Annotated in this window: 13 protein-coding genes; 8 read left to right on the forward strand and 5 right to left on the reverse strand. The window is 61.7% G+C overall.

The genetic code is table 11. The annotated features are described in order from the left end of the window. Positions 1 to 156 precede the first annotated feature (156 nt). From polA to rpsA, 4 genes are all read left to right on the forward strand, one after another. Positions 157 to 2,799 (forward strand): DNA polymerase I, encoded by a 2,643-nt coding sequence (polA, locus tag ACZ5J0_RS09485; RefSeq protein WP_464094715.1) that lies wholly within the window; start codon positions 157 to 159, stop codon positions 2,797 to 2,799. Positions 2,800 to 2,904: 105 nt separating this feature from the next. Continuing rightward, the gene (locus ACZ5J0_RS09490; RefSeq protein WP_464094662.1) at positions 2,905 to 4,218 is read left to right on the forward strand and encodes a GNAT family N-acetyltransferase; all 1,314 of its coding nucleotides are present in this window, start codon (positions 2,905 to 2,907) and stop codon (positions 4,216 to 4,218) included. 76 nt (positions 4,219 to 4,294) lie between these two features. Continuing rightward, a complete protein-coding gene (locus ACZ5J0_RS09495) occupies positions 4,295 to 5,257 on the forward strand; it encodes a polysaccharide deacetylase family protein (protein ID WP_464094663.1) in 963 nt (320 codons plus the stop codon). A 184-nt stretch (positions 5,258 to 5,441) separates the two neighbouring features. Beyond that, positions 5,442 to 6,923, forward strand: a complete 1,482-nt coding sequence (gene rpsA / locus ACZ5J0_RS09500; protein WP_026540604.1) for a 30S ribosomal protein S1 — start codon at positions 5,442 to 5,444, stop codon at positions 6,921 to 6,923. 213 nt (positions 6,924 to 7,136) lie between these two features. Here the strand turns inward: rpsA and ACZ5J0_RS09505 are convergent, their stop codons facing one another. Further along, entirely contained in the window at positions 7,137 to 7,826 is a 690-nt protein-coding gene (locus tag ACZ5J0_RS09505) for an IMPACT family protein (protein WP_464094664.1), read from the reverse strand. Positions 7,827 to 7,848: 22 nt separating this feature from the next. On the opposite strand from ACZ5J0_RS09505, the gene coaE reads away from it, so the two are divergent. The 4 genes from coaE to ACZ5J0_RS09525 all read left to right on the forward strand — a co-directional run bounded on the left by coaE (position 7,849) and on the right by ACZ5J0_RS09525 (position 13,793). Beyond that, positions 7,849 to 9,087, forward strand: coding sequence for a dephospho-CoA kinase (gene coaE, locus ACZ5J0_RS09510; protein ID WP_464094665.1), 1,239 nt, complete (start codon positions 7,849 to 7,851; stop codon positions 9,085 to 9,087). A gap of 30 nt (positions 9,088 to 9,117) precedes the next feature. Then, positions 9,118 to 11,214, forward strand: coding sequence for an excinuclease ABC subunit UvrB (uvrB, locus tag ACZ5J0_RS09515; protein ID WP_142939259.1), 2,097 nt, complete (start codon positions 9,118 to 9,120; stop codon positions 11,212 to 11,214). A gap of 168 nt (positions 11,215 to 11,382) precedes the next feature. Continuing rightward, the gene (locus ACZ5J0_RS09520; protein ID WP_142939258.1) at positions 11,383 to 12,411 is read left to right on the forward strand and encodes a TerC family protein; all 1,029 of its coding nucleotides are present in this window, start codon (positions 11,383 to 11,385) and stop codon (positions 12,409 to 12,411) included. 29 nt (positions 12,412 to 12,440) lie between these two features. Beyond that, on the forward strand, positions 12,441 to 13,793 hold the full coding sequence (locus ACZ5J0_RS09525) for an MFS transporter (RefSeq protein WP_464094666.1): 1,353 nt from the start codon (positions 12,441 to 12,443) through the stop codon (positions 13,791 to 13,793). Here ACZ5J0_RS09525 and ACZ5J0_RS09530 read toward each other — a convergent pair. The 4 genes from ACZ5J0_RS09530 to ACZ5J0_RS09545 are packed head-to-tail and all read right to left on the reverse strand — an operon-like array spanning position 13,790 to position 19,605. Next, positions 13,790 to 15,133: an alpha/beta fold hydrolase gene (locus tag ACZ5J0_RS09530; protein ID WP_464094667.1), complete on the reverse strand. Its 1,344-nt coding sequence runs from the start codon at positions 15,131 to 15,133 to the stop codon at positions 13,790 to 13,792. The two genes, ACZ5J0_RS09525 and ACZ5J0_RS09530, sit on opposite strands and share 4 nt — an antisense overlap. Beyond that, a complete protein-coding gene (locus ACZ5J0_RS09535; RefSeq protein WP_142939255.1) occupies positions 15,126 to 15,638 on the reverse strand; it encodes a GNAT family N-acetyltransferase in 513 nt (170 codons plus the stop codon). Before ACZ5J0_RS09535 ends, ACZ5J0_RS09530 begins: the two co-directional genes overlap by 8 nt. Before the next feature lie 32 nt (positions 15,639 to 15,670). Continuing rightward, positions 15,671 to 17,044 (reverse strand): CoA transferase, encoded by a 1,374-nt coding sequence (locus ACZ5J0_RS09540; protein WP_464094668.1) that lies wholly within the window; start codon positions 17,042 to 17,044, stop codon positions 15,671 to 15,673. Between the two features lie 26 nt (positions 17,045 to 17,070). After that, positions 17,071 to 19,605 (reverse strand): DEAD/DEAH box helicase, encoded by a 2,535-nt coding sequence (locus tag ACZ5J0_RS09545; RefSeq protein WP_223940301.1) that lies wholly within the window; start codon positions 19,603 to 19,605, stop codon positions 17,071 to 17,073. Between the last annotated feature and the right edge of the window lie 37 nt (positions 19,606 to 19,642).

Below are 19,642 nucleotides of genomic sequence, written 5' to 3' on the forward strand. Positions count from 1 at the left end.
ACTAGGCTGGCACCTGTGAGTGAAACAACCAAACCGGACCAGGTTCCAACGGCCCAAGCTGCTGCCATCGCTACAGCACCCACCCCCTCTGCATCAACCACCACCAGCACTACGGGGGAGGGCCGGCCCAGGCTGCTGGTCCTGGACGGCCACTCCATGGCATTCCGGGCTTTCTATGCCCTTCCTGCGGAGAATTTCTCTACGGCCAGGGGGCAATACACCAACGCTGTCCATGGGTTTACTTCCATGCTGATCAACCTGATCAAGGACCAGAAGCCCACCCACGTTGCCGTGGCATTCGACGTTTCTGACGACACCACGTTCCGTAAGGCTGAGTACAGCGAATACAAGGGCGGCCGCAACGCCACCCCCGCCGAGTTCGCCGGCCAGATCGGCCTCATCGCCAAGGTCATGGAAGCCTGGGGCATCAAGACCATTGCCATGCCCGGATATGAAGCCGATGACGTCCTGGCCACGCTGGCCGCCCAGGGCGACGCCGCAGGCTTTGAGGTGCTGCTTGTTTCCGGTGATAGGGATGCGTTCCAGCTCATCAATGACAACGTCTTTGTCCTGTACCCCAAGCAGGGTGTCAGCAATATCCCCCGGATGGATGCTGCGGCCATTGAGGAAAAATACTTCGTCAAGCCCGGTTTGTACTCTGACCTCGCTGCCCTCGTGGGTGAAACCGCGGACAACCTTCCCGGCGTTCCGGGCGTCGGCCCCAAGACCGCGGCCAAATGGATCAATCTCTACGGTGGCCTTGAGGGCATCCTGGAAAACCTTGACTCCATCGGCGGCAAAGTGGGCGGCGCCCTGAAGGAGAACCTTGAAAACGTCAAGCGCAACCGCAGGCTCAACCAGCTGCTGACCGACCTCGACCTACCCCTCACCTTGGCTGACTTGCACGAGCCACGTCCGGACCGCCAGGCGATCGAGGAGCTTTTTGAGGAACTCGAATTCCGGACTCTCCGGACGCGGCTGTTCGATCTCTACGGTGACGACACCGCCGGAGCGGCCCCGGACACCATTGAAACCCCGGAATACACCGTCCTCAAGGACGCCCCGGGACTCGAGGCCTTCTTTGCCGCTGGATCCGGCGTGCGTTCGGCACTCGCGGTCCAACTGGTACCCGGACGCGTCGGTGATGACGCAAGTGCCCTGGCTGTCGTCAGGAGCAACGGTGCGGCCTACATCGACCTAACGGGCCTGGACGCCGCAGCTGAGTCGGTTTTGTCCCGGTGGCTCCAGGACCCCGAGGAAGCCAAGGTGCTGCACGAGTTCAAGTCTGCACTCAAGGCCCTCCACAACCGTGGCCTCGGCTTGGAAGGCGTGGTGGATGACACCTCCATCTCCGGCTACCTGATCCAGCCGGACCGCCGCAGCTACGACCTCGCTGAGCTGGCCCAAGTGCACCTGAAGATCTCCTTGGCCGCTGCTGCGGCCCAATCCGGACAGTTGGAATTGGACCTTTCCGGTGACACCGACGAAGCTGCCGCAGCAGCGCTCGTCCAGCATGCCGCCGTCGTGCATGCACTCAGCAAACACTTCGAAACCGAACTTGCCGACATCAAGGCCGACGCCCTTTTGACCACGCTGGAACTCCCCGTGGCGCGCGTGCTGGCCCAGATGGAACTCACCGGCATCTACGTATCCACCGACCGGATGGACGAACAGCTCGCCGACCTCACCAAGGTCATCGAGAACGCTCAGGAGCAGGCTTTTGCCGCGATCGGACACGAGGTCAATCTCGGTTCGCCCAAGCAGTTGCAGACCGTCCTGTTCGAGGAACTCGGCCTGCCCAAGACCAAGAAGATCAAGTCCGGCTACACCACCGACGCCGCGTCCCTGAAGGGGCTGCTGGAGAAGACCGGCCACGAGTTCCTGGTCCAGCTCATGGCACACAGGGAATCTTCCAAGCTCGCCCAGATGGTGGAGACCCTCAAGAAGTCCGTTGCCGATGATGGTCGTATCCACACCACGTATGCGCAGAACATTGCAGCAACAGGCCGCATCTCCTCCAACAACCCCAATTTGCAGAACATCCCGGTCCGCAGTGAAGAAGGGCGTCGCGTTCGCGGCATCTTCGTCGTCAGCGACGGCTATGAGTGCTTGCTGTCGGCCGACTACTCCCAGATCGAGATGCGCATCATGGCGCACCTCTCCGGGGACGAGGCCCTCATCCAGGCCTACCGTGATGGCGAGGACCTCCACCGCTTCGTGGGATCGCGGATCTTCAACGTTGCGCCGGCCGAAGTCACCAGTGCCATGCGTTCCAAGGTCAAGGCAATGTCTTACGGCCTGGCGTACGGCCTGACGTCCTTCGGATTATCCAAGCAGTTGGAAATCTCCGTGGATGAAGCCCGGACTCTCATGAAGGACTACTTCGACCGCTTCGGCGGAGTCCGCGACTACCTGCGCGGCGTAGTGGACCAGGCCCGGACAGACGGTTACACAGCCACCATCGAGGGCCGCCGCCGCTACCTCCCGGACTTGACCAGCACCAACCGGCAAGCCCGCGAAGCAGCCGAGCGCATCGCCTTGAACTCACCCATCCAAGGCTCAGCGGCAGACCTCATCAAGCGCGCCATGCTGGGCGTCTCGGCCGAGCTCGCCAGCCAAGGACTCAAGTCCCGCATGCTGCTCCAGGTCCACGACGAACTGGTGCTGGAAGTTGCGCCGGGGGAACGCGAAGCCGTGGAGAAGCTGGTCATCGAACAGATGGGCTCGGCTGCTGAATTGTCAGTGCCGCTGGATGTCCAGATTGGCGTCGGTTCCAGCTGGTACGAGGCCGGACACTAAGCCAGGCACGTATTTGTTGAGTCCAGCCAAGGATTCAAGCGAACGCCTGAGGGCGCGCCGCCGAGATGGTGGCGCGCCCTCCGACGTCTGGCTAGGCTCAATGGCGTGGCCGATCCCAATGAAAACAAGTCCGGAAAGTACACCGTTCAACGATTCCCTGCCGTAGCTGATCCAGATGACGCCGGCTACAGCCGCTGCACCACCTGGGTGCAGGCCGTATCCCACGGGTTCCACCAACAACGGCGCGACGATGAATACCTCGCCAAAACCTTGGCGGCCTATCAAACAGATCAGCGCGAGCTGACGGGCGTCTACGTCAACGGCAACGTGCCGGAGCATTCTCTTGGCTCAGAGGTTCCCGTGGCAACGTACGCCACCATGCGCAAGGCCTTGAACATTGGTTTTGGCCGCCAACTTGAGTCCAACCTCGTTACCGCCGTGACGGTCCGCGGCACGCACCGGCGGAACGGAATCCTGCGCGGCATGATGACCGCCGATCTGGAAGCTGCCAAGGATGACGGCCTTGTCATGGCCGCCCTCACGGCGTCTGAAGCGTCCATCTACGGCCGTTTTGGCTTTGGCGTGGCCACTTTTGAGCGAAGCATCAAGGTTGATACCGGCCCACGGTTCAGGCTCCGGGGGCTGCCGCAAGGCACCATGGAAGTCGCCGATCCGTCCGTGCTCCTGGACGTGGCACCGCAGGTCTTTGAACGTGTCCAGCGGCTCTCGCCGGGTTCCATTGACCGGCAGGAATACTACCGGCTTCTCGCTTCCGGTTCCATCGGCCACGACGGCAAGCCCGACACCTCCGTTCGTTGCGCCCTGCACTATGACCTTTCCGGATCGTTGGATGGCTACGTTTCCTACCGCTTCAAGGGCTGGGACCACAAGCCGTTCACCATGGAGATCGTGGACCTCGTGGCCGCAAGCAATGCGGCCTACCTGGACCTGTGGAGGTTTCTGGGCAGCATTGACCTCATCGACGAAGTGACGTGGGTTGAAGCGCCGGTGGATGACCCACTTGCGTGGGCGCTGGAAGATCCGAGGTGCATTGAGGCCTCGGAGATCCGCGACATGCTGTGGCTCAGGATCCTGGATACACCGGCTGCCTTGCAGGCCCGCAGCTTCCCCGTTGCCGGCAGGCTGGTGCTGGAGGTGACGGACTCCCTGGATTTGGCGGGTGGCACCTGGGTTCTGGAGTCCGACGGCGGTGCTGCCGCCGTCGTGACGGAAGCGTCAGGCGAGGCGCTCGACCTCAGCCTGGACGTCGCCGACCTCGCCTCCATTTATCTTGGGGCTGTGTCGCCCGTTACCTTGGCGGCCGCTGGTCGCATTAGCGAGCACACGCCGGGAGCTGCGTTCCTGGCACAGCAACTGTTTGCTGTGGAACGATCCGCGCACTGCCTGACGCACTTCTAGAGGCCGTCAAGCAAGCGCGACCACCACCACAACCACCTAGTTACAACCACATAGTTACAACCAGAGAAGGACATCCATGGGGGATTCCAAGCGGCGGCCGTTGGCCGGCCGGCGATCAGTGCTGCTTGGAATGGCAGGCCTTGCCTCGGCTGCCCTGACGGCGTGTGCGAGTGGCCCTACGCATACCGCCGGCTCGAGCGGAGACCTTGCTGCCCCAACGTCCCCTCGTTCGGGCCCGGCCACACCGCCGCCTTCCATAGCCGCCAAGTCCCGCGAGCAAGCCGTTGCGGCCCTCGCTCCAACGTCTCCCGCTTCGCCAGGGCCCGCATCCACTGTGCCGTCGAAGCAACACATCATGGCGGAGTTCCACGGAAGGCACCCCAAGGAATGGGGACTGCACGTGACGGGAGTGGTGAACCGCACAGCGTCCGCCAAGGTGGTCTTGACATTTGATGCGTGTGGCGGTCACGGCGGCACAGGATGCGACCACGCACTCCTGCAAACTCTCCGGAGACACAACGTCCCTGCAACGCTGTTCATCAACAGCCGATGGATCCATGCCAACCCCGCGCTCTCGGCAGAGTTGGCCGCCGACCCCCTGTTCGAACTCGCCAATCACGGCACTGCCCACCTGCCGTTGTCAGTGAGTGGCAAGTCCGCCTACGGCATTCAGGGAACCGCTTCAGTGGCAGCCGCTTACGATGAGTTGATGGGTAACCAGCAAATCCTGCAGGAGCTGTGCGGAACGGCCCCGAAGTTTTTCCGCCCAGGCACTGCGTTCTACGACGAAGTTGCGGTGGAAATGACGCGAAGGCTCGGTATGTTGCCGGTCAACTTCACAGTCAACGGCGACGGTGGAGCCACATATTCTGCTGCCACAGTGGCCGGTGAAGTGGGGCGTGTGATGGCCGGGGACATCGTCATTTCGCATTTCAACAGACCTGCGGCAGGCACCGCCGGCGGCTACGCGCGGGCTTTGCCCCAGCTGCTGGACCACGGAGTCTCCTTTGCCCGCCTCGGGGACGTCCTGACGGTGTAACACTCCTTTTGACCCTGCTTTGCCAATGCGACTAGAATAAACGGGCGTGTACTACGTGCATGCATCCATTTTGTACTAATCCACAAATCAGGATGACCCGGTAATTTGCCGTGTTCTGCCGTCCGGACCCGGGCGGCAGCGGTTTGCCTGACCGACTAACTATCCACAACGGAGCCCCTACTACATGACCATCACCTCCACCGAGAAGCCCGGTACCCCCGTAGTCGCCATTAACGACATCGGTACCGCTGAGGACTTCCTCGCAGCTGTCGACGCCACCATCAAGTACTTCAACGACGGAGACCTCGTCGAAGGTACCGTCGTCAAGGTCGACCGCGACGAAGTTCTGCTCGACATCGGTTACAAGACCGAAGGTGTCATCCCTTCCCGCGAGCTTTCCATCAAGCACGATGTTGATCCCGGCGACGTTGTCGCCGTTGGCGATCAGGTCGAAGCTTTGGTTCTCACCAAGGAAGACAAAGAAGGCCGTCTGATCCTCTCCAAGAAGCGTGCTCAGTACGAGCGCGCCTGGGGCGACATCGAGAAGGTCAAGGAAGAAGACGGCGTCGTTACCGGTACCGTCATCGAGGTTGTCAAGGGTGGCCTCATCCTGGACATCGGCCTGCGTGGCTTCCTCCCCGCATCGCTCGTGGAGATGCGTCGTGTCCGCGACCTCGCTCCGTACATCGGTCAGCAGATCGAAGCCAAGATCATCGAGCTGGACAAGAACCGCAACAACGTTGTGCTGTCCCGCCGTGCATGGCTCGAGCAGACCCAGTCCGAGGTTCGCTCCACGTTCCTCAACAAGCTTGAAAAGGGCCAGGTTCGTCCGGGCGTTGTTTCCTCCATCGTCAACTTCGGTGCATTCGTGGACCTGGGCGGCGTAGACGGCCTCGTTCACGTTTCCGAGCTGTCCTGGAAGCACATCGACCACCCGTCCGAGGTTGTCGAGGTTGGCCAGGAAGTCACTGTCGAGGTCCTCGAAGTGGATCTGGACCGCGAGCGTGTCTCCCTGTCGCTCAAGGCTACGCAGGAAGATCCGTGGCAGACCTTCGCCCGCACCCACGCCCTCGGCCAGGTTGTTCCGGGTAAGGTCACCAAGCTGGTTCCGTTCGGTGCGTTCGTTCGCGTCGAAGACGGCATCGAAGGCCTCGTGCACATCTCCGAGCTGGCTGTCCGCCACGTGGAGCTTGCAGAGCAGGTTGTCTCCGTTGGCGACGAACTGTTCGTCAAGGTCATCGACATCGACCTCGAGCGTCGCCGCATCTCCCTCTCCCTCAAGCAGGCTAACGAGGGCGTTGACGCTGACAGCACCGAGTTCGATCCCGCTCTGTACGGCATGGCCGCTGAGTACGACGAAGAGGGCAACTACAAGTACCCCGAGGGCTTCGACCCCGAGTCGAACGAATGGCTCGAGGGCTACGAGACCCAGCGCGCCGCTTGGGAGCAGCAGTACGCTGACGCCCAGACCCGCTGGGAAGCTCACAAGAAGCAGGTTGCCCAGCACGCTGCTGACGACGCTGCTGCTGCAACGTCCGGTGAGTCCGATTCCGGCACCACCAGCTACTCCTCGGAGCCGGCTGCTGCTGAGTCCAACACCGGCGGCGGTACCCTGGCGTCCGACGAAGCACTCGCTGCACTGCGTGAGAAGCTGACCGGCAACTAATTCCGCTTCCCTCACGGGATGAGCTGAATAGCCAACGAAGGACCCCTGCCTCCGGGCAGGGGTCCTTCTGCTTTCGGCCCCTACATCGCATCTGTTTCCTCCCGACGCACCCTTAACCACTGGTGCAATAGGCGGCAACGGGCGCGCTGCCGGGATGAGCCAGGTACAAACGGCGTTAGGGGATGCGAACGGCCTTAGGGGTGCGAACGCAGCTCAGTAGGGGACGTCCACCCATTCGGTGCCCTGTGGCAGCAGCTCAAGAGTTCCTGCGGTGAGGGACGCCAGCCGGGCGTGGGCCTCGGAGATGGCGCCTGCATCGTCAGGCAAAGCCACTCGAAGAACCGTGTCTCTGGCTTCGTATCCGGTTTCCGCCATGACATACCCGGCGCCGCGAAGTTCGTTTTCCAAACGACCAGCCTCCGCGTGGGGGACGCCAATGGAGCACAGGCGCAGTCTTCGCCGCTGAACCAACGGTGCCAGGTCCAAGGCGGCGGACACCGACTCGGAGTACGCGCGGACCAGGCCGCCTGCGCCCAGCAAGATCCCGCCGAAATAGCGCACGACGACGACACTGACGTCGCTAAGGTTCGTCACCTTGGGTGAGGTCTCCCTTTTGACGAGCGCCTCCAGCATGGGGACACCCGCCGTACCCGAGGGTTCGCCGTCATCGCTGGAGCGTTGGATCATGCGATCAGGACCTATGACGAAAGCTGAGCAATGGTGGCGGGCGTCGTGGAATTCACGGCGAAGGTGACTGACCAATGAGCGTGCTGTTTCCTCATCGGTTGCGCGACGGAGGACTGTGATGAAGCGGGATCTGCGGATCTCCAGTTCGTTGCGGACATCCGCACCGGCCGCGATGGTCGTATACGTCGTAGCGCGGCTGTCATCCTCATTTTCCACCGCTTCAGTCTAGTGTTGGAGGGTGTTGAAGATTGGGTTGACTGGCGGCATCGCCTCGGGAAAATCGTTGGTGGCGTCCAGGTTGCGGGAACTTGGTGCAATCCTGGTGGACGCAGATCTTATTGCGCGTGAGGTAGTGGAGCCCGGAACTCCTGGCCTGGAGCGGGTTGTTGGGGCCTTCGGTCCCGGCATCCTCGACGCCAATGGCGGGCTTGACCGGCCGAAGCTCGGTTCCATGGTGTTTCAGGACCCTTCCCAACGCGAAGTTCTCAACAGCATCATCCATCCGCTGGTCCGGGAGGTTGCTGCGGCAATCGTGGCCAGTGCGGGACCTGGTGACATCGTGGTCCAGGACATTCCACTTCTTGTCGAAACCGGGCAGGGCAGCAACTTCCATCTGGTAGTGGTGGTGGATGCCCCGGATGACGTCCGCGTTCAACGCATGGTGGAGTTTCGGCAGATGACCACGGAGGACGCGTTGGCTCGTATGGCCTCACAGGCTACGCGAGCAGAACGCAACGCCGCTGCCGACGTCGTCCTGGACAACTCCGGAGCCCGGGAGCAGTTGCTCGCCGCGGTGGATGCTTTATGGACGCACCGCCTGGCGCCCTTCGCGGAGAACCTTCAGCGGGGCACCAGGGCCCCGCGCGAAACCGGGCCGGTCATGAACGCTTCCAAGTCGGAGTGGATTGTGCAGGCGCAGCGGTTGGCTGCGCGCATCACCGCTGCAGCTCCCCACGAGATCCTTGCAGTGGATCACGTAGGCTCTACCTCGGTGCCAGGGCTGGCGGCAAAGGACGTGATCGACCTTCAACTCGCCGTGGCTGACCTTGAGACAGCGGACCGCATTGCTCCTGCCCTCGCCGCGGCCGGTTTCCCCGCCGTGCCCGATTCCCATCAGGACACCCCGAAGCCACCGGAACTAGATCCCGCGCTATGGCAGAAACGGTTCCACGCCAACGCTGATCCGGGCCGTGCGGTGAACCTGCACGTCCGGGTGGCCGGCTCACCCGGATGGCGGTACGCACTGCTGTTCCGCGACTGGTTACGGGCAGAACAGTCTGCGGCGGAACTGTATCAAGCACACAAACATGAAGTGGCGGCCACGCACGCCGGGGACCAGGGCACTGCTGCCTACGCCGACGCAAAGGAGCCGTGGTTCACAGAGGTCGCTTGGCCACTCATGGATGCGTGGGCCACCCGCACAGGGTGGATGCCGCCGTCGTATATGTCTTCTGCTGAAGGCAAACGCGGACAGTAGCTGTCCTAGGGCAGGGGTAGATTGGTTTATATGAGTCTTGCCCAGGAGATCAACCGTGTGGTCGCGCCCTTCGAAGTAATCAGTGAATTCAAACCTGCCGGCGATCAGCCCACCGCTATCGCGGAACTGACCGAGCGAATCAACAACGGCGAAAAAGACGTTGTCCTCCTCGGCGCCACAGGTACAGGTAAGAGTGCAACGACGGCGTGGCTCATCGAACAGGTCCAGCGACCCACCCTGGTGATGGTCCAAAACAAGACACTCGCCGCGCAGCTGGCCAATGAGTTCAGGGAACTGCTGCCCAACAACGCGGTGGAATACTTCGTGTCCTACTATGACTACTACCAACCTGAGGCCTACGTAGCGCAGACGGATACTTTCATTGAGAAGGATTCCTCCATCAATGAGGAAGTGGAAAGACTCCGTCACTCCGCCACCAATGCGTTGCTGACCCGACGCGACGTCATCGTGGTGGCCACGGTTTCCTGCATTTATGGCCTGGGCACGCCCGAGGAATACATCGCCGGCATGGTCACGCTCCGCAAGGGCGCAGAGATGAACCGCGACCACCTTCTCCGGAAGTTTGTCTCCATGCAGTACGCCCGGAATGACATGGATTTCCACCGGGGTACCTTCCGGGTCCGCGGCGACACCGTGGAGATCATTCCCATGTATGAAGAACTCGCCATCAGGATTGAGTTCTTCGGCGATGAGATCGAGAACATTCAAACGCTCCATCCCCTCACCGGCGAAGTGCTGCGGGACGAAGAAGAAATGTATGTTTTCCCGGCCTCACACTACGTGGCTGGTCCGGAGCGGATGGCCCGCGCCATCAAGCGGATTGAGGACGAACTTGCTGACCGTTTGAAGGTCCTCGAAGGCCAAAACAAGCTTGTCGAAGCCCAACGGCTGCGGATGCGCACAACATACGACCTCGAAATGATGCAGCAGATGGGTTTCTGCAACGGCATCGAGAACTATTCCGTCCATATCGATGGCCGCGAACCCGGAACGGCGCCACACTGCCTGATCGACTACTTCCCTGATGATTTCCTTCTGGTAGTGGATGAATCACACGTCACCATTCCGCAGATCGGTGCCATGTACGAGGGCGACATGTCCCGCAAGCGGAACCTCGTGGACTTCGGCTTCCGCCTTCCCTCGGCCATGGACAACCGGCCCCTGAAGTGGGACGAATTCCTGGAGCGCATCGGCCAGACCGTCTATCTGTCCGCAACGCCGGGTAAGTACGAGCTCGGCAAAGCCGACGGCTACGTCCAGCAGATCATCCGCCCCACCGGCCTTATCGATCCCGAGGTCGTGGTCAAGCCCACCAAGGGTCAAATCGACGACCTCCTCGGTGAAATCAGGACCCGGACGGAGAAGAATGAACGCGTTCTTGTCACCACGCTCACCAAGCGCATGGCGGAGGACCTGACGGACTACCTCGTGGGCCACGGAGTGAAGGTTGAGTATTTGCACTCCGACGTCGACACCCTGCGGCGGGTGGAACTACTCCGCGAACTCCGGATGGGCGTGTTCGATGTCCTGGTTGGCATCAACCTCCTCCGTGAAGGCCTCGACCTGCCTGAAGTTTCCCTCGTGAGTATCCTCGACGCTGACAAAGAAGGGTTCCTGCGATCCTCAACCTCCTTGATCCAGACCATCGGCCGCGCAGCGCGTAACGTGTCCGGCCAAGTCCATATGTACGCGGACAGGATCACCGACTCCATGGCCCACGCCATCGAGGAGACCAACCGACGCCGCGCCATCCAGGTTCAGTACAACACGGACCATGGCATTGATCCTCAGCCATTGCGCAAAAAGATTGCCGACATAACCGATCAGCTGGCTAAGGAAGACGCAGACACCCAGGAACTGCTCAATAACAACCGGCTCGCCAAGGGGGGCAAGCGCAAGACGTCCGCAAAGGGTGCCGCCACCGTACGCCAGGACGGTCTTGCCGCAGCTCCAGCCGAAGACCTTGTGGGCCTCATTGAGCAACTAACAGAACAGATGCACGGGGCGGCTGCAGAACTCCAGTTCGAAGTTGCCGCCCGCATCCGTGACGAAGTCAAGGAGTTGAAGCGCGAATTACGCCAGATGCAGTCCGCCGGGCACGCCTAAGGTAAGGTTTAGGTCACGTAGGGGAGTATCCCAAGCGCTACATCCGTCAGCACGCAAGGCACAGATGCCTCGCCGGATCTAGCGGGCCGCCAATTTTTGCATTCACCGCACCCTGGCAGGCCGGAGAGACTTACACCGCTTTCCCGTACCCTGCGAAAGGCACCTTTAATGCAGCTTCCCGTCTGGTTTGAGATCGGCTCCTTTGTCGTTCTCGGAATCATCCTGCTCATCGACCTCCTGTTGGTCGTCAAGCGTCCCCACGAACCTTCCATGAAGGAAGCCGGCCTCTGGGTCGGCTTCTATGTAGGACTGGCGCTGCTGTTCGCAGTAGCCATGTTCGCATTCGCCGGTCCCGAATATGGGGGCCAGTTCGTCGCAGGGTGGGTCACTGAGTACAGCCTCAGCATCGACAACCTCTTTGTGTTCATCATCATCATGGCCCGCTTCTCGGTGCCCCGTAAGTACCAGCAGGAGGTGCTGATGGTGGGCATCATCATCGCGCTGATCCTTCGCGGAATCTTCATCGCCCTGGGTGCAGTAGTGATCGAGCAGTTCAGCTGGGTCTTCTACATCTTCGGCGCGTTCCTCCTCTGGACTGCGTGGAAGCAAGCCAAGGATTCCGGTGAAGACGAAGAAGAGGGCGCCGAGAACCCGCTGATCGGTCGCCTCCGCAAGGTCTTGCCGATGTCCGAGAAGTTCGACGGCAACAAAATCCGCACGGTGGTGGACGGCAAGAAGGTCTTCACCCCCATGCTGATCGTCTTCGTGACCATTGGCTTGACCGACCTCCTGTTCGCCGTTGACTCCATCCCCGCTATCTTCGGCCTGACCCAGAGCGCCTTCATCGTCTTTACGGCGAACATCTTCGCGTTGATGGGCCTGCGTCAGCTGTACTTCCTCCTCGGCGGGCTCATGACACGTCTGGTGTACCTCAAGCACGCCCTATCCGTGATCCTGGCCTTCATCGGCGTCAAGCTTGTCCTGCACGCCATGCACGTCAATGAGCTCCCGTTCATCAACGGCGGCCAGCACATTGAGTGGGCTCCTGAGATCCCCACTTACGTATCGTTGGCCGTCATTGTCGGTACCATCATCATTGCTGTCGTAGCCAGCCTGATGAGCCCCGCAGCACGCCAGGCGAAGCTGGATGCGCGTTTGGAAGAGGACGCACGCAAGAGCATGAGCGAGGCAGAGTAACTGACCTCCAAAAGTTGTAGTCTCGTGAAGTGACTACCACTTCAACTACGGCGCTGGACCCGCAACGGGTTCAGCGCCGTACTGTTTTCCTGCTCAGTTCCGCGCAGTTGCTCAGCGGCGTTGGCAATGGCGCCACACTCTCCATTGGGTCCTTGCTGGCCGTGGATTTGTCCGGATCCGAAGCGTGGGCGGGATCCATCACCACCGTCCTGACACTGGCTGCCGCAATCGCAGCACTGCCGCTGGCTCGCTTGGCTGAGGCCCGCGGACGGCGCGTGGGCCTTGTCACCGGGTTGGTAGCTGCGATGGTCGGTGCACTGCTCATCATCGCCTCAGTCATGAGCCAGTCTTTCGTTCTACTTTTGCTGGGCGCAGCCTTCCTCGGCCTGGGCACTGCCGCTAACCTGCAGGCCCGGTTCGCCGCCGTCGACCTCGCTGAACCGGAGCGCCGGGGCCGATCATTGTCCACCGTGGTCTGGGCCATCACCATCGGAGCCGTGGCTGGGCCCAACCTGATCCAGCCCGGAGCCGCAGTGGGGGAGGCACTTGGCCTGCCGCCCATCGCAGGCCCCTTCGTGTTCTCCGCTGTAGGACTTTTCCTGGCAGCAGGACTGTTGTTCGCAGGCTTGAGGCCGGATCCACTACTGCTGTCCCGTCGGCTGGCTGCTCACGTTGGGGCTGGTGACGATCCAGGGGCGCAACCCGTCCGGGGAACCATCCGGTCCGGTCTTCGCGCCGTTCGTGCATCACCCCAGGCGGTGTTGGCGCTGGCGGCAGTCGTCGCCGCCCATGGCGTCATGGTGGCCGTTATGTCCATGACACCGCTGCATCTCCAACAGCTTGTGGGTGGAAGCCATGATGGACACCATGGTGGAACCACGGACAGCACGGATGCCCTGGTGGTTATTGGGCTAACGATCTCCCTCCACATTGCCGGCATGTTCGCCCTGTCGCCCCTCTGGGGGTGGCTGACGGACAAGGCCGGCCGCTTCCAGACCATTGCCATGGGGCACGGGCTCCTGTTGGTGGCGGTGTTCATCGCCGGATTCGGCCAGCGTGAACCTGTGTTGGTCACTGTGGGGCTGATATTCCTCGGCCTGGGATGGTCCGCGGCAACCATTGCCGGGTCAACGCTCTTGGCCGAAAGCGTCGAACCCGAACAACGGGTCACTGTGCAAGGCGTCTCGGACACCCTGATGGGTGCCGCAGGAGCACTCGGCGGCGCAACGTCCGGCCTGCTCTTAGCCTGGATCGGCTATCAGGGGCTCAACATCGCTTCAAGCCTTCTGGCGGCAGCAGTGGTGGCCTTGACGGCCGTCATTGCTGTCCGCCAGCGTACGTCGGCCGCGGGGAGCGGACCACTGGAGAACACATCCACCTAGCGCTGGGCGCGCACCATGCCCAAGAGCTTCCTGAAGATGCCCTCACCGTCTTCACCGATGCCATCATGGTGGAAGTCCGATGTGACCCAGGCCTGAAGACCTCGCACGGCTGCAGCGGTCTCCAGCGAGAGATCGTGGTCCACGTAGATATCGTCTTTGTACACGGCCGCCGCTACGGGCACGCTGTTGTATGCCAACCGGGCGGGGTCATACAACGGTTTCCAGTCTTTCCGGGCCGCGAGGTGTTCGGCGACTTCCCGCAGGGGAACGAGCGCCGGATCCTGTTCGAAGTACCAGGGGTAAACCATTTCTCCCGTGAGCAGCGGCTCGACTGCTTCAGGCTTGAACTCCGGGTAGTCCTCAAGAACACGCCAAGCAGCCCAATTGGTTGCCTCGCCTTGGCCGTAGATGGATTCGTGCAGGACGGCATAGAGCGGATTGGCCGCACGGCTCACGAGTGCCCGTACCTGTTCCAGGAAAGATTCGGACAACCGTTCACCGGTGAGCGTGCTGATGAACGCGTCTTCCAGAAGGTAGTGGAGCCCGTCCACCCTGGTGTTTCCGCCCAGGAAGGATCCCACCATCTGGAAACGCTCAGGAGTCAGCCGTTCACCGCTGGCCAGGTATTCAGGGTGCTGCTCCAGATGACGGGCGATTCGCGTGACCTTTTCCCGGTCCTCCGGGTACCACGAGAAATACTCGGCGTTCCTTGCGGCAACCCGACGGAACGTTGCCTGGTAAACGCGGTCTGCTGAACCGTGGAGCGGGGCCAGGCCGCCGGTGATCAGCACCTCACGCAAACCCTCCGGCGCAAAGGACAGATACGTCAGCGCACAGAATCCACCGAAGCTCTGTCCCAGCACCGACCACGGCCCGGAGCCCAGAACCCCCCGGATGTACTCGGCATCGGCCACGATGGAATCAGCGCGGAAATGGGTCAGGTAGTCCGCTTGCGCTGCGGCGTCGCCACGGAGCTCCAATGACTGCCGCTCAATCGGAGTGGATAAACCCGTGCCGCGTTGATCAAGCATCAGGATGCGGAAGTCCTTGGCGGCCGCCTTCATCCAGCCGGACAGTGACGTGACGCGGTTACCCCGGCCGCCTGGCCCACCCTGGAGGTACAGGAGCCACGGCAGCTTGGCAGCCTCTTGCGGCGAATGGCTGGTGGAAGAGTATTCCCGCGCAAAGATGGTGATCGTCTCTTCGGGGACCAGCTCCTGGTGCACCAAGGGAACCGTAAAATAATGCTCCGCCGTCCGGAGTCCACGATATTCGTGGCGGGCTTGGATGCGGTGCCCGCCGGCGGAGGGCCGCTGGTCAGCAACTGACGATTCAGCCATGGGTGAGAGCCTCTTTCGCCTCACCGATGCTCGTCCCGTACGCCTGGAGTGCGTCGCCCGTCAGCCTGAACGTTGACCATTCCTCCATCGGGAATGCACCGAGGTTCTTGTAGAAGTTGATGGAGGGTTCGTTCCAGTTCAGGACGCTCCACTCCACCCGGGCGTAACCGCGTTCGACGGCGGTGGTGGCCAGATACTGCAAGAGCGCCTTCCCGTGGCCCTCGCCACGGGCATCCGGAACCACGTAGAGGTCCTCAAGATAGATGCCGTGGACGCCCTCCCAGGTGGAGTAGTTCAGGAACCAGAGCGCGAAACCCTGAACTGTGCCCGCACTGTTTTCCGCAATGGTGGCGTAGACACGTGGATTCTCGCCAAAGAGTACTTCGGTGAGCATGGCCGGGGTGTTCTTCACGGCGTCCGGTTCCTTTTCGTAGATCGCAAGGTCGTGGATCATCCGAAGGATGGCAGGGACGTCTTCAATGGTGGCGGGGCGGATTACACTCATGCATTCGAGCTTACTAGGGGCCCGCGGGCTTCCTACCGCCAGGCAAGCTTTGACGTTCCGTAACGAACAGGCGGCTGCCGATACCTGAGTGGGGCGCCCTCAACCAGAAGAGGCGGCCCTACAAACGTGAGCTGGCCGTAGGGGCTCTCTGCTCCCAGGAGGTTCGGCTCCCGCAGTGAGCTCACAGGGATGCCCTGATACCCGGAAGGCAAGGCGAACAGCTCCTCTGCCGTCCGTGCCAAAGAGAGACTCGCAGATCCACCGGCTCCAGTCCTTGATCGCTCCGCCAGCAAAGCCAACACCGCCGCCGCGAGTCCGTAACCTGTGGCGTGGTCCAGGGCCTGTACCGGGAGCGCCCCGGGTTTCCACCCGTCGTCGTGCTTCTGTCCATACCGCTCCGCTATTCCGCAAGCCGCCTGTACCAGGCTGTCAAAGCCCCGCCTTTCCCGCCAATGGCCGCTAGTGCCCCAAGCTGTCAGGGTGCCCACCACGAGCTCCGGCCTCGCAGCGAGCAGGGCAGCGGGAGATAAACCGAATCTGTCCAAGCCGCCGGCCCGGTACCCGGTGATCACCACATCCGCGGAGGCAACAAGACCGTGGACAGCTGCCAGGTGGTCCGACTTCCTGAGATCCGATTCGGCGCTGCGCTTGTCGAACCCGGCGTCGATGAAGGCTTCGCTCAGCTCCGGAAGGAGGGGCGGGTCGATACGCAAAACGTCCGCACCCAGCGCACCTAAAAGGCGCGTTGACGTGGGCCCGGCGATGACGCGCGTCAGGTCGAGCACTTTCAGCCCGTCCAAGGGCCGGAGCGGGTCCGCAGACGGCGCCCATGACGAGGCCTTCGAACCCAAAGACGCAATATCAGAGAGCGACAGGCTGACCCAAGGGCCGGAGCTTGCCGCAGAGTGCATGGGGGATGAGACCCATGCATCGCGGCGCCGGACAGCGGAAGCCGCACCCTTGTGTGCCACGATTGCAGTCTCCGCCTCCAAGGAGGTCATGGACAACAACGCGTTGTCCACGTCCTGCGGAACGGTCGCCGAGAGCGCTTCCATCAACCGGGCTGCATGATGGGGATAGTTGGCGTGAAGGCGGATCCAGCCGTCCGCAGTGCGCCGGAACCCGGATGCGGGCGCGAAGCCCTGGGGCTTGCGGCCCGCAATCCGGAGGTGCCCCAGCGAATCGAAGGATGCTGCCGTCAGCCCTGAGTCAACCGAGTATCTCCCCGGGGAACCTGTCAGTGCGTTGAGCGCTGTGGCGGCGCTTTGAACCGAACCGAGCGCCAAACCCTCGACGTCCAAGCTGCCACCCCACCACCGACGTGAACCACTGCAGGCCGCCGGCTGTTCCTTGCGCAGGGCTTCCACCCCGCGCAGGCCGGAGGTCAGATCGGGGACGGATTCCATGGCGCCGGGTTCCATTGCACGTGTACCTAGAGCCTGTTGACGTCTGTCACCCGGACCACGGCGGTGCCGGTCTCATCGGACGCCGCCAAGTCGATGTCGGCAGAGATTCCCCAGTCGTGGTTGCCCGCGGGATCGTCGAAAATTTGCCGGACCTTCCACGTGCCCGTTTCCTCATTGATGATGAGCAAACCAGGACCCCGCGCGTCAGGACCGGTGCCAATGTCGTCATGTTCGTCGAAGTAGTCGTCCAAGACCTCTTCCCACCGCTCCGCATCCCAGCCGGCATCGGCGTCGAGTTCGCCCAACGCGGCGGAGTCCTCGTCGGCAAAAAGTTCAACCCTGCGGAACATCTCATTGCGAACCATCACCCGGAAGGCCCGGATGTTGGCGGTCAACAACGGCGGCGGGGGCGGGGGAGCGTCATGGGGCGTGGGGGCGAGCCCGGACGTCAGCTCTTCCCACTCATCCAGCAGGCTGGAATCCACTTGGCGCACCAGCTCGCCCAACCAAGCGATGAGATCTTCAAGATCCTCACGAAGGGAATCCTGAGGAACTGTTTGCCTCAGCGCACGGAAGCCATCGGCAAGATACCGCAGGACAATGCCTTCGGATCGGGCCAGGCCATAGAACTGAACGAACTCGCCAAAGTTCATGGCGCGCTCGTACATATCCCGGATGATCGATTTCGGAGCAAGTTCAAAGTCGCCCACCCAAGGCGCTGCCTTGCGGTATACCTCAAAGGCCTCGCCAAGAATCTCCGCCAACGGCATGGGATAGGTCACTTCGTCCAGCATGGCCATGCGCTGGTCATACTCGATACCGTCAGCCTTCATGGCCGCCACCGCCTCGCCCCGCGCCTTCTTTTGCTGGGCGGAGAGGATCTGTCGAGGTTTCTCCAGTGTTGACTCAATGACAGAGACAACATCCAGGGCGTAGGAGGGAGACTCCGGATCAAGCAGCTCCAAGGCAGCAAGTGCAAAGGGGGAGAGCGGCTGGTTGAGGGCAAAGTTTGCCTGCAGGTGGACAGTCAGCCGGACTGAGCGTCCCTCGGCCTCCTGCTCCTCCTCCGGAATGCGTTCCACTACACCCGCCGCCAGAAGTTCCCGGTAGATCCCCAAGGCTTTTTTCATCAGTTTGAGCTGGGCAGGCCGGCTTTCATGGTTCTCACTGAGCAGGCGCCGGGTTGCCTGGAAGGGGTCGCCCGGACGTTCCATGAGGTTCAGCAGCATCGCATGGGTAATGGTGAAGCTTGACGTCAAGGGCTCGGGTACAGACTCGACGAGCCGTTTGAACGTGGGCTCGCCCCAGGACACAAATCCTTCCGGAGGCTTTTTCTTAACTACTTGGCGCAGTTTCTTCTGGTCATCGCCGAACTTGGCAGTGGCCTTGGCCATGGCTTTCGTATTTTCCACCACGTGGTCCGGAGCCTGTACCACCACGGTGCCTGCGGTGTCGTAGCCTGCCCGTCCTGCACGGCCGGCAATCTGGTGGAACTCACGGGAGTTGAGAGGCCTGGTGCGTACGCCGTCGTACTTGCTCAAAGCCGTCAACAGCACTGTCCGGATGGGCACGTTGATGCCCACCCCCAAAGTGTCGGTTCCGCAGATCACTTTGAGGAGGCCGGCTTGGGCGAGCTGTTCCACTAGCCGGCGGTACTTCGGCAGCATGCCTGCGTGGTGGACGCCAATGCCGTGGCGGACCAGCCGGTTGAGGGTCTTTCCGAAACCAGCGGCAAACCTGAATCCCGCGATCAGCTCAGCGATGCGGTCCTTCTCTGCCCGGCTGCACATGTTGATACTCATGAGGTTCTGGGCGCGCTCAATGGCTTCGGCCTGGCTGAAGTGGACCACGTACACGGGAACCTGCTTGGTTGAGAGGAGTTCTTCCAGCGTCTCGTGTACAGGCGTCAGGTGGTAGTAGTGGTGCAGCGGAATGGGACGCTCTGCCGAACTCACTGTCGTGGTGGTCCGGCCCGTCAGCTCAGTCAGGCCCGTCTCGAACCGTGAAACGTCACCCAAGGTTGCGGACATCAGGAGGAACTGCGCCTGGGGGAGTTCCAAGAGCGGTACCTGCCACGCCCAACCGCGTTGCGGGTCGGAGTAGAAGTGGAATTCGTCCATGATCACCGAGCCCAGCTCGGCCGCCGATCCTTCGCGGAGCGCGATATTGGCCAGGATTTCCGCTGTGCAGCAGATGATGGGGGCATCCTGGTTTACGCCGGAATCACCGGTGATCATGCCAACGTTTTCGGCGCCGAAGATCTCGCAGAGTGCAAAGAACTTTTCGGAGACCAAGGCCTTGATGGGAGCTGTGTAGTAGCTCCGCTGGCCCCGTGCCATGGCTTCGAAGTGCGCTGCGATTGCTACCAAGGATTTGCCGGAGCCCGTGGGGGTGGCAAGGATGACGTTCGCGCCAGAGGCGAGTTCCATGATGGCCTCGTCCTGGGCCGGGTAGAGCTGCAACCCGCGGCTCTCGGTCCACTCGACAAACCGTGTGTAGATTTCGTCCGGGTCCAAACGGCCGGTGGAGGTGGTACCGGGGAGCTGCTCAAGAAGTTTCATTGGTTTCCAGCTTAGTGCCCGGACGGTTTAGGCTCAG

The sequence above is a fragment of the Arthrobacter sp. DualSoilB13 genome (genome assembly GCF_055389195.1).

What these genes read in the sequence shown, in the direction of transcription:
- uvrB (WP_142939259.1), top strand. Translation starts at nt 9,118, where the DNA reads ATGAGTCTTGCCCAGGAGATCAACCGTGTGGTCGCGCCCTTCGAAGTA.
- ACZ5J0_RS09540 (WP_464094668.1), bottom strand. Translation starts at nt 17,044, where the DNA reads ATGGAATCCGTCCCCGATCTGACCTCCGGCCTGCGCGGGGTGGAAGCC.
- ACZ5J0_RS09530 (WP_464094667.1), bottom strand. Translation starts at nt 15,133, where the DNA reads ATGGCTGAATCGTCAGTTGCTGACCAGCGGCCCTCCGCCGGCGGGCAC.
- polA (WP_464094715.1), top strand. Translation starts at nt 157, where the DNA reads ATGGCATTCCGGGCTTTCTATGCCCTTCCTGCGGAGAATTTCTCTACG.
- rpsA (WP_026540604.1), top strand. Translation starts at nt 5,442, where the DNA reads ATGACCATCACCTCCACCGAGAAGCCCGGTACCCCCGTAGTCGCCATT.
- ACZ5J0_RS09545 (WP_223940301.1), bottom strand. Translation starts at nt 19,605, where the DNA reads ATGAAACTTCTTGAGCAGCTCCCCGGTACCACCTCCACCGGCCGTTTG.
- ACZ5J0_RS09520 (WP_142939258.1), top strand. Translation starts at nt 11,383, where the DNA reads ATGCAGCTTCCCGTCTGGTTTGAGATCGGCTCCTTTGTCGTTCTCGGA.
- ACZ5J0_RS09535 (WP_142939255.1), bottom strand. Translation starts at nt 15,638, where the DNA reads ATGAGTGTAATCCGCCCCGCCACCATTGAAGACGTCCCTGCCATCCTT.
- ACZ5J0_RS09495 (WP_464094663.1), top strand. Translation starts at nt 4,295, where the DNA reads ATGGGGGATTCCAAGCGGCGGCCGTTGGCCGGCCGGCGATCAGTGCTG.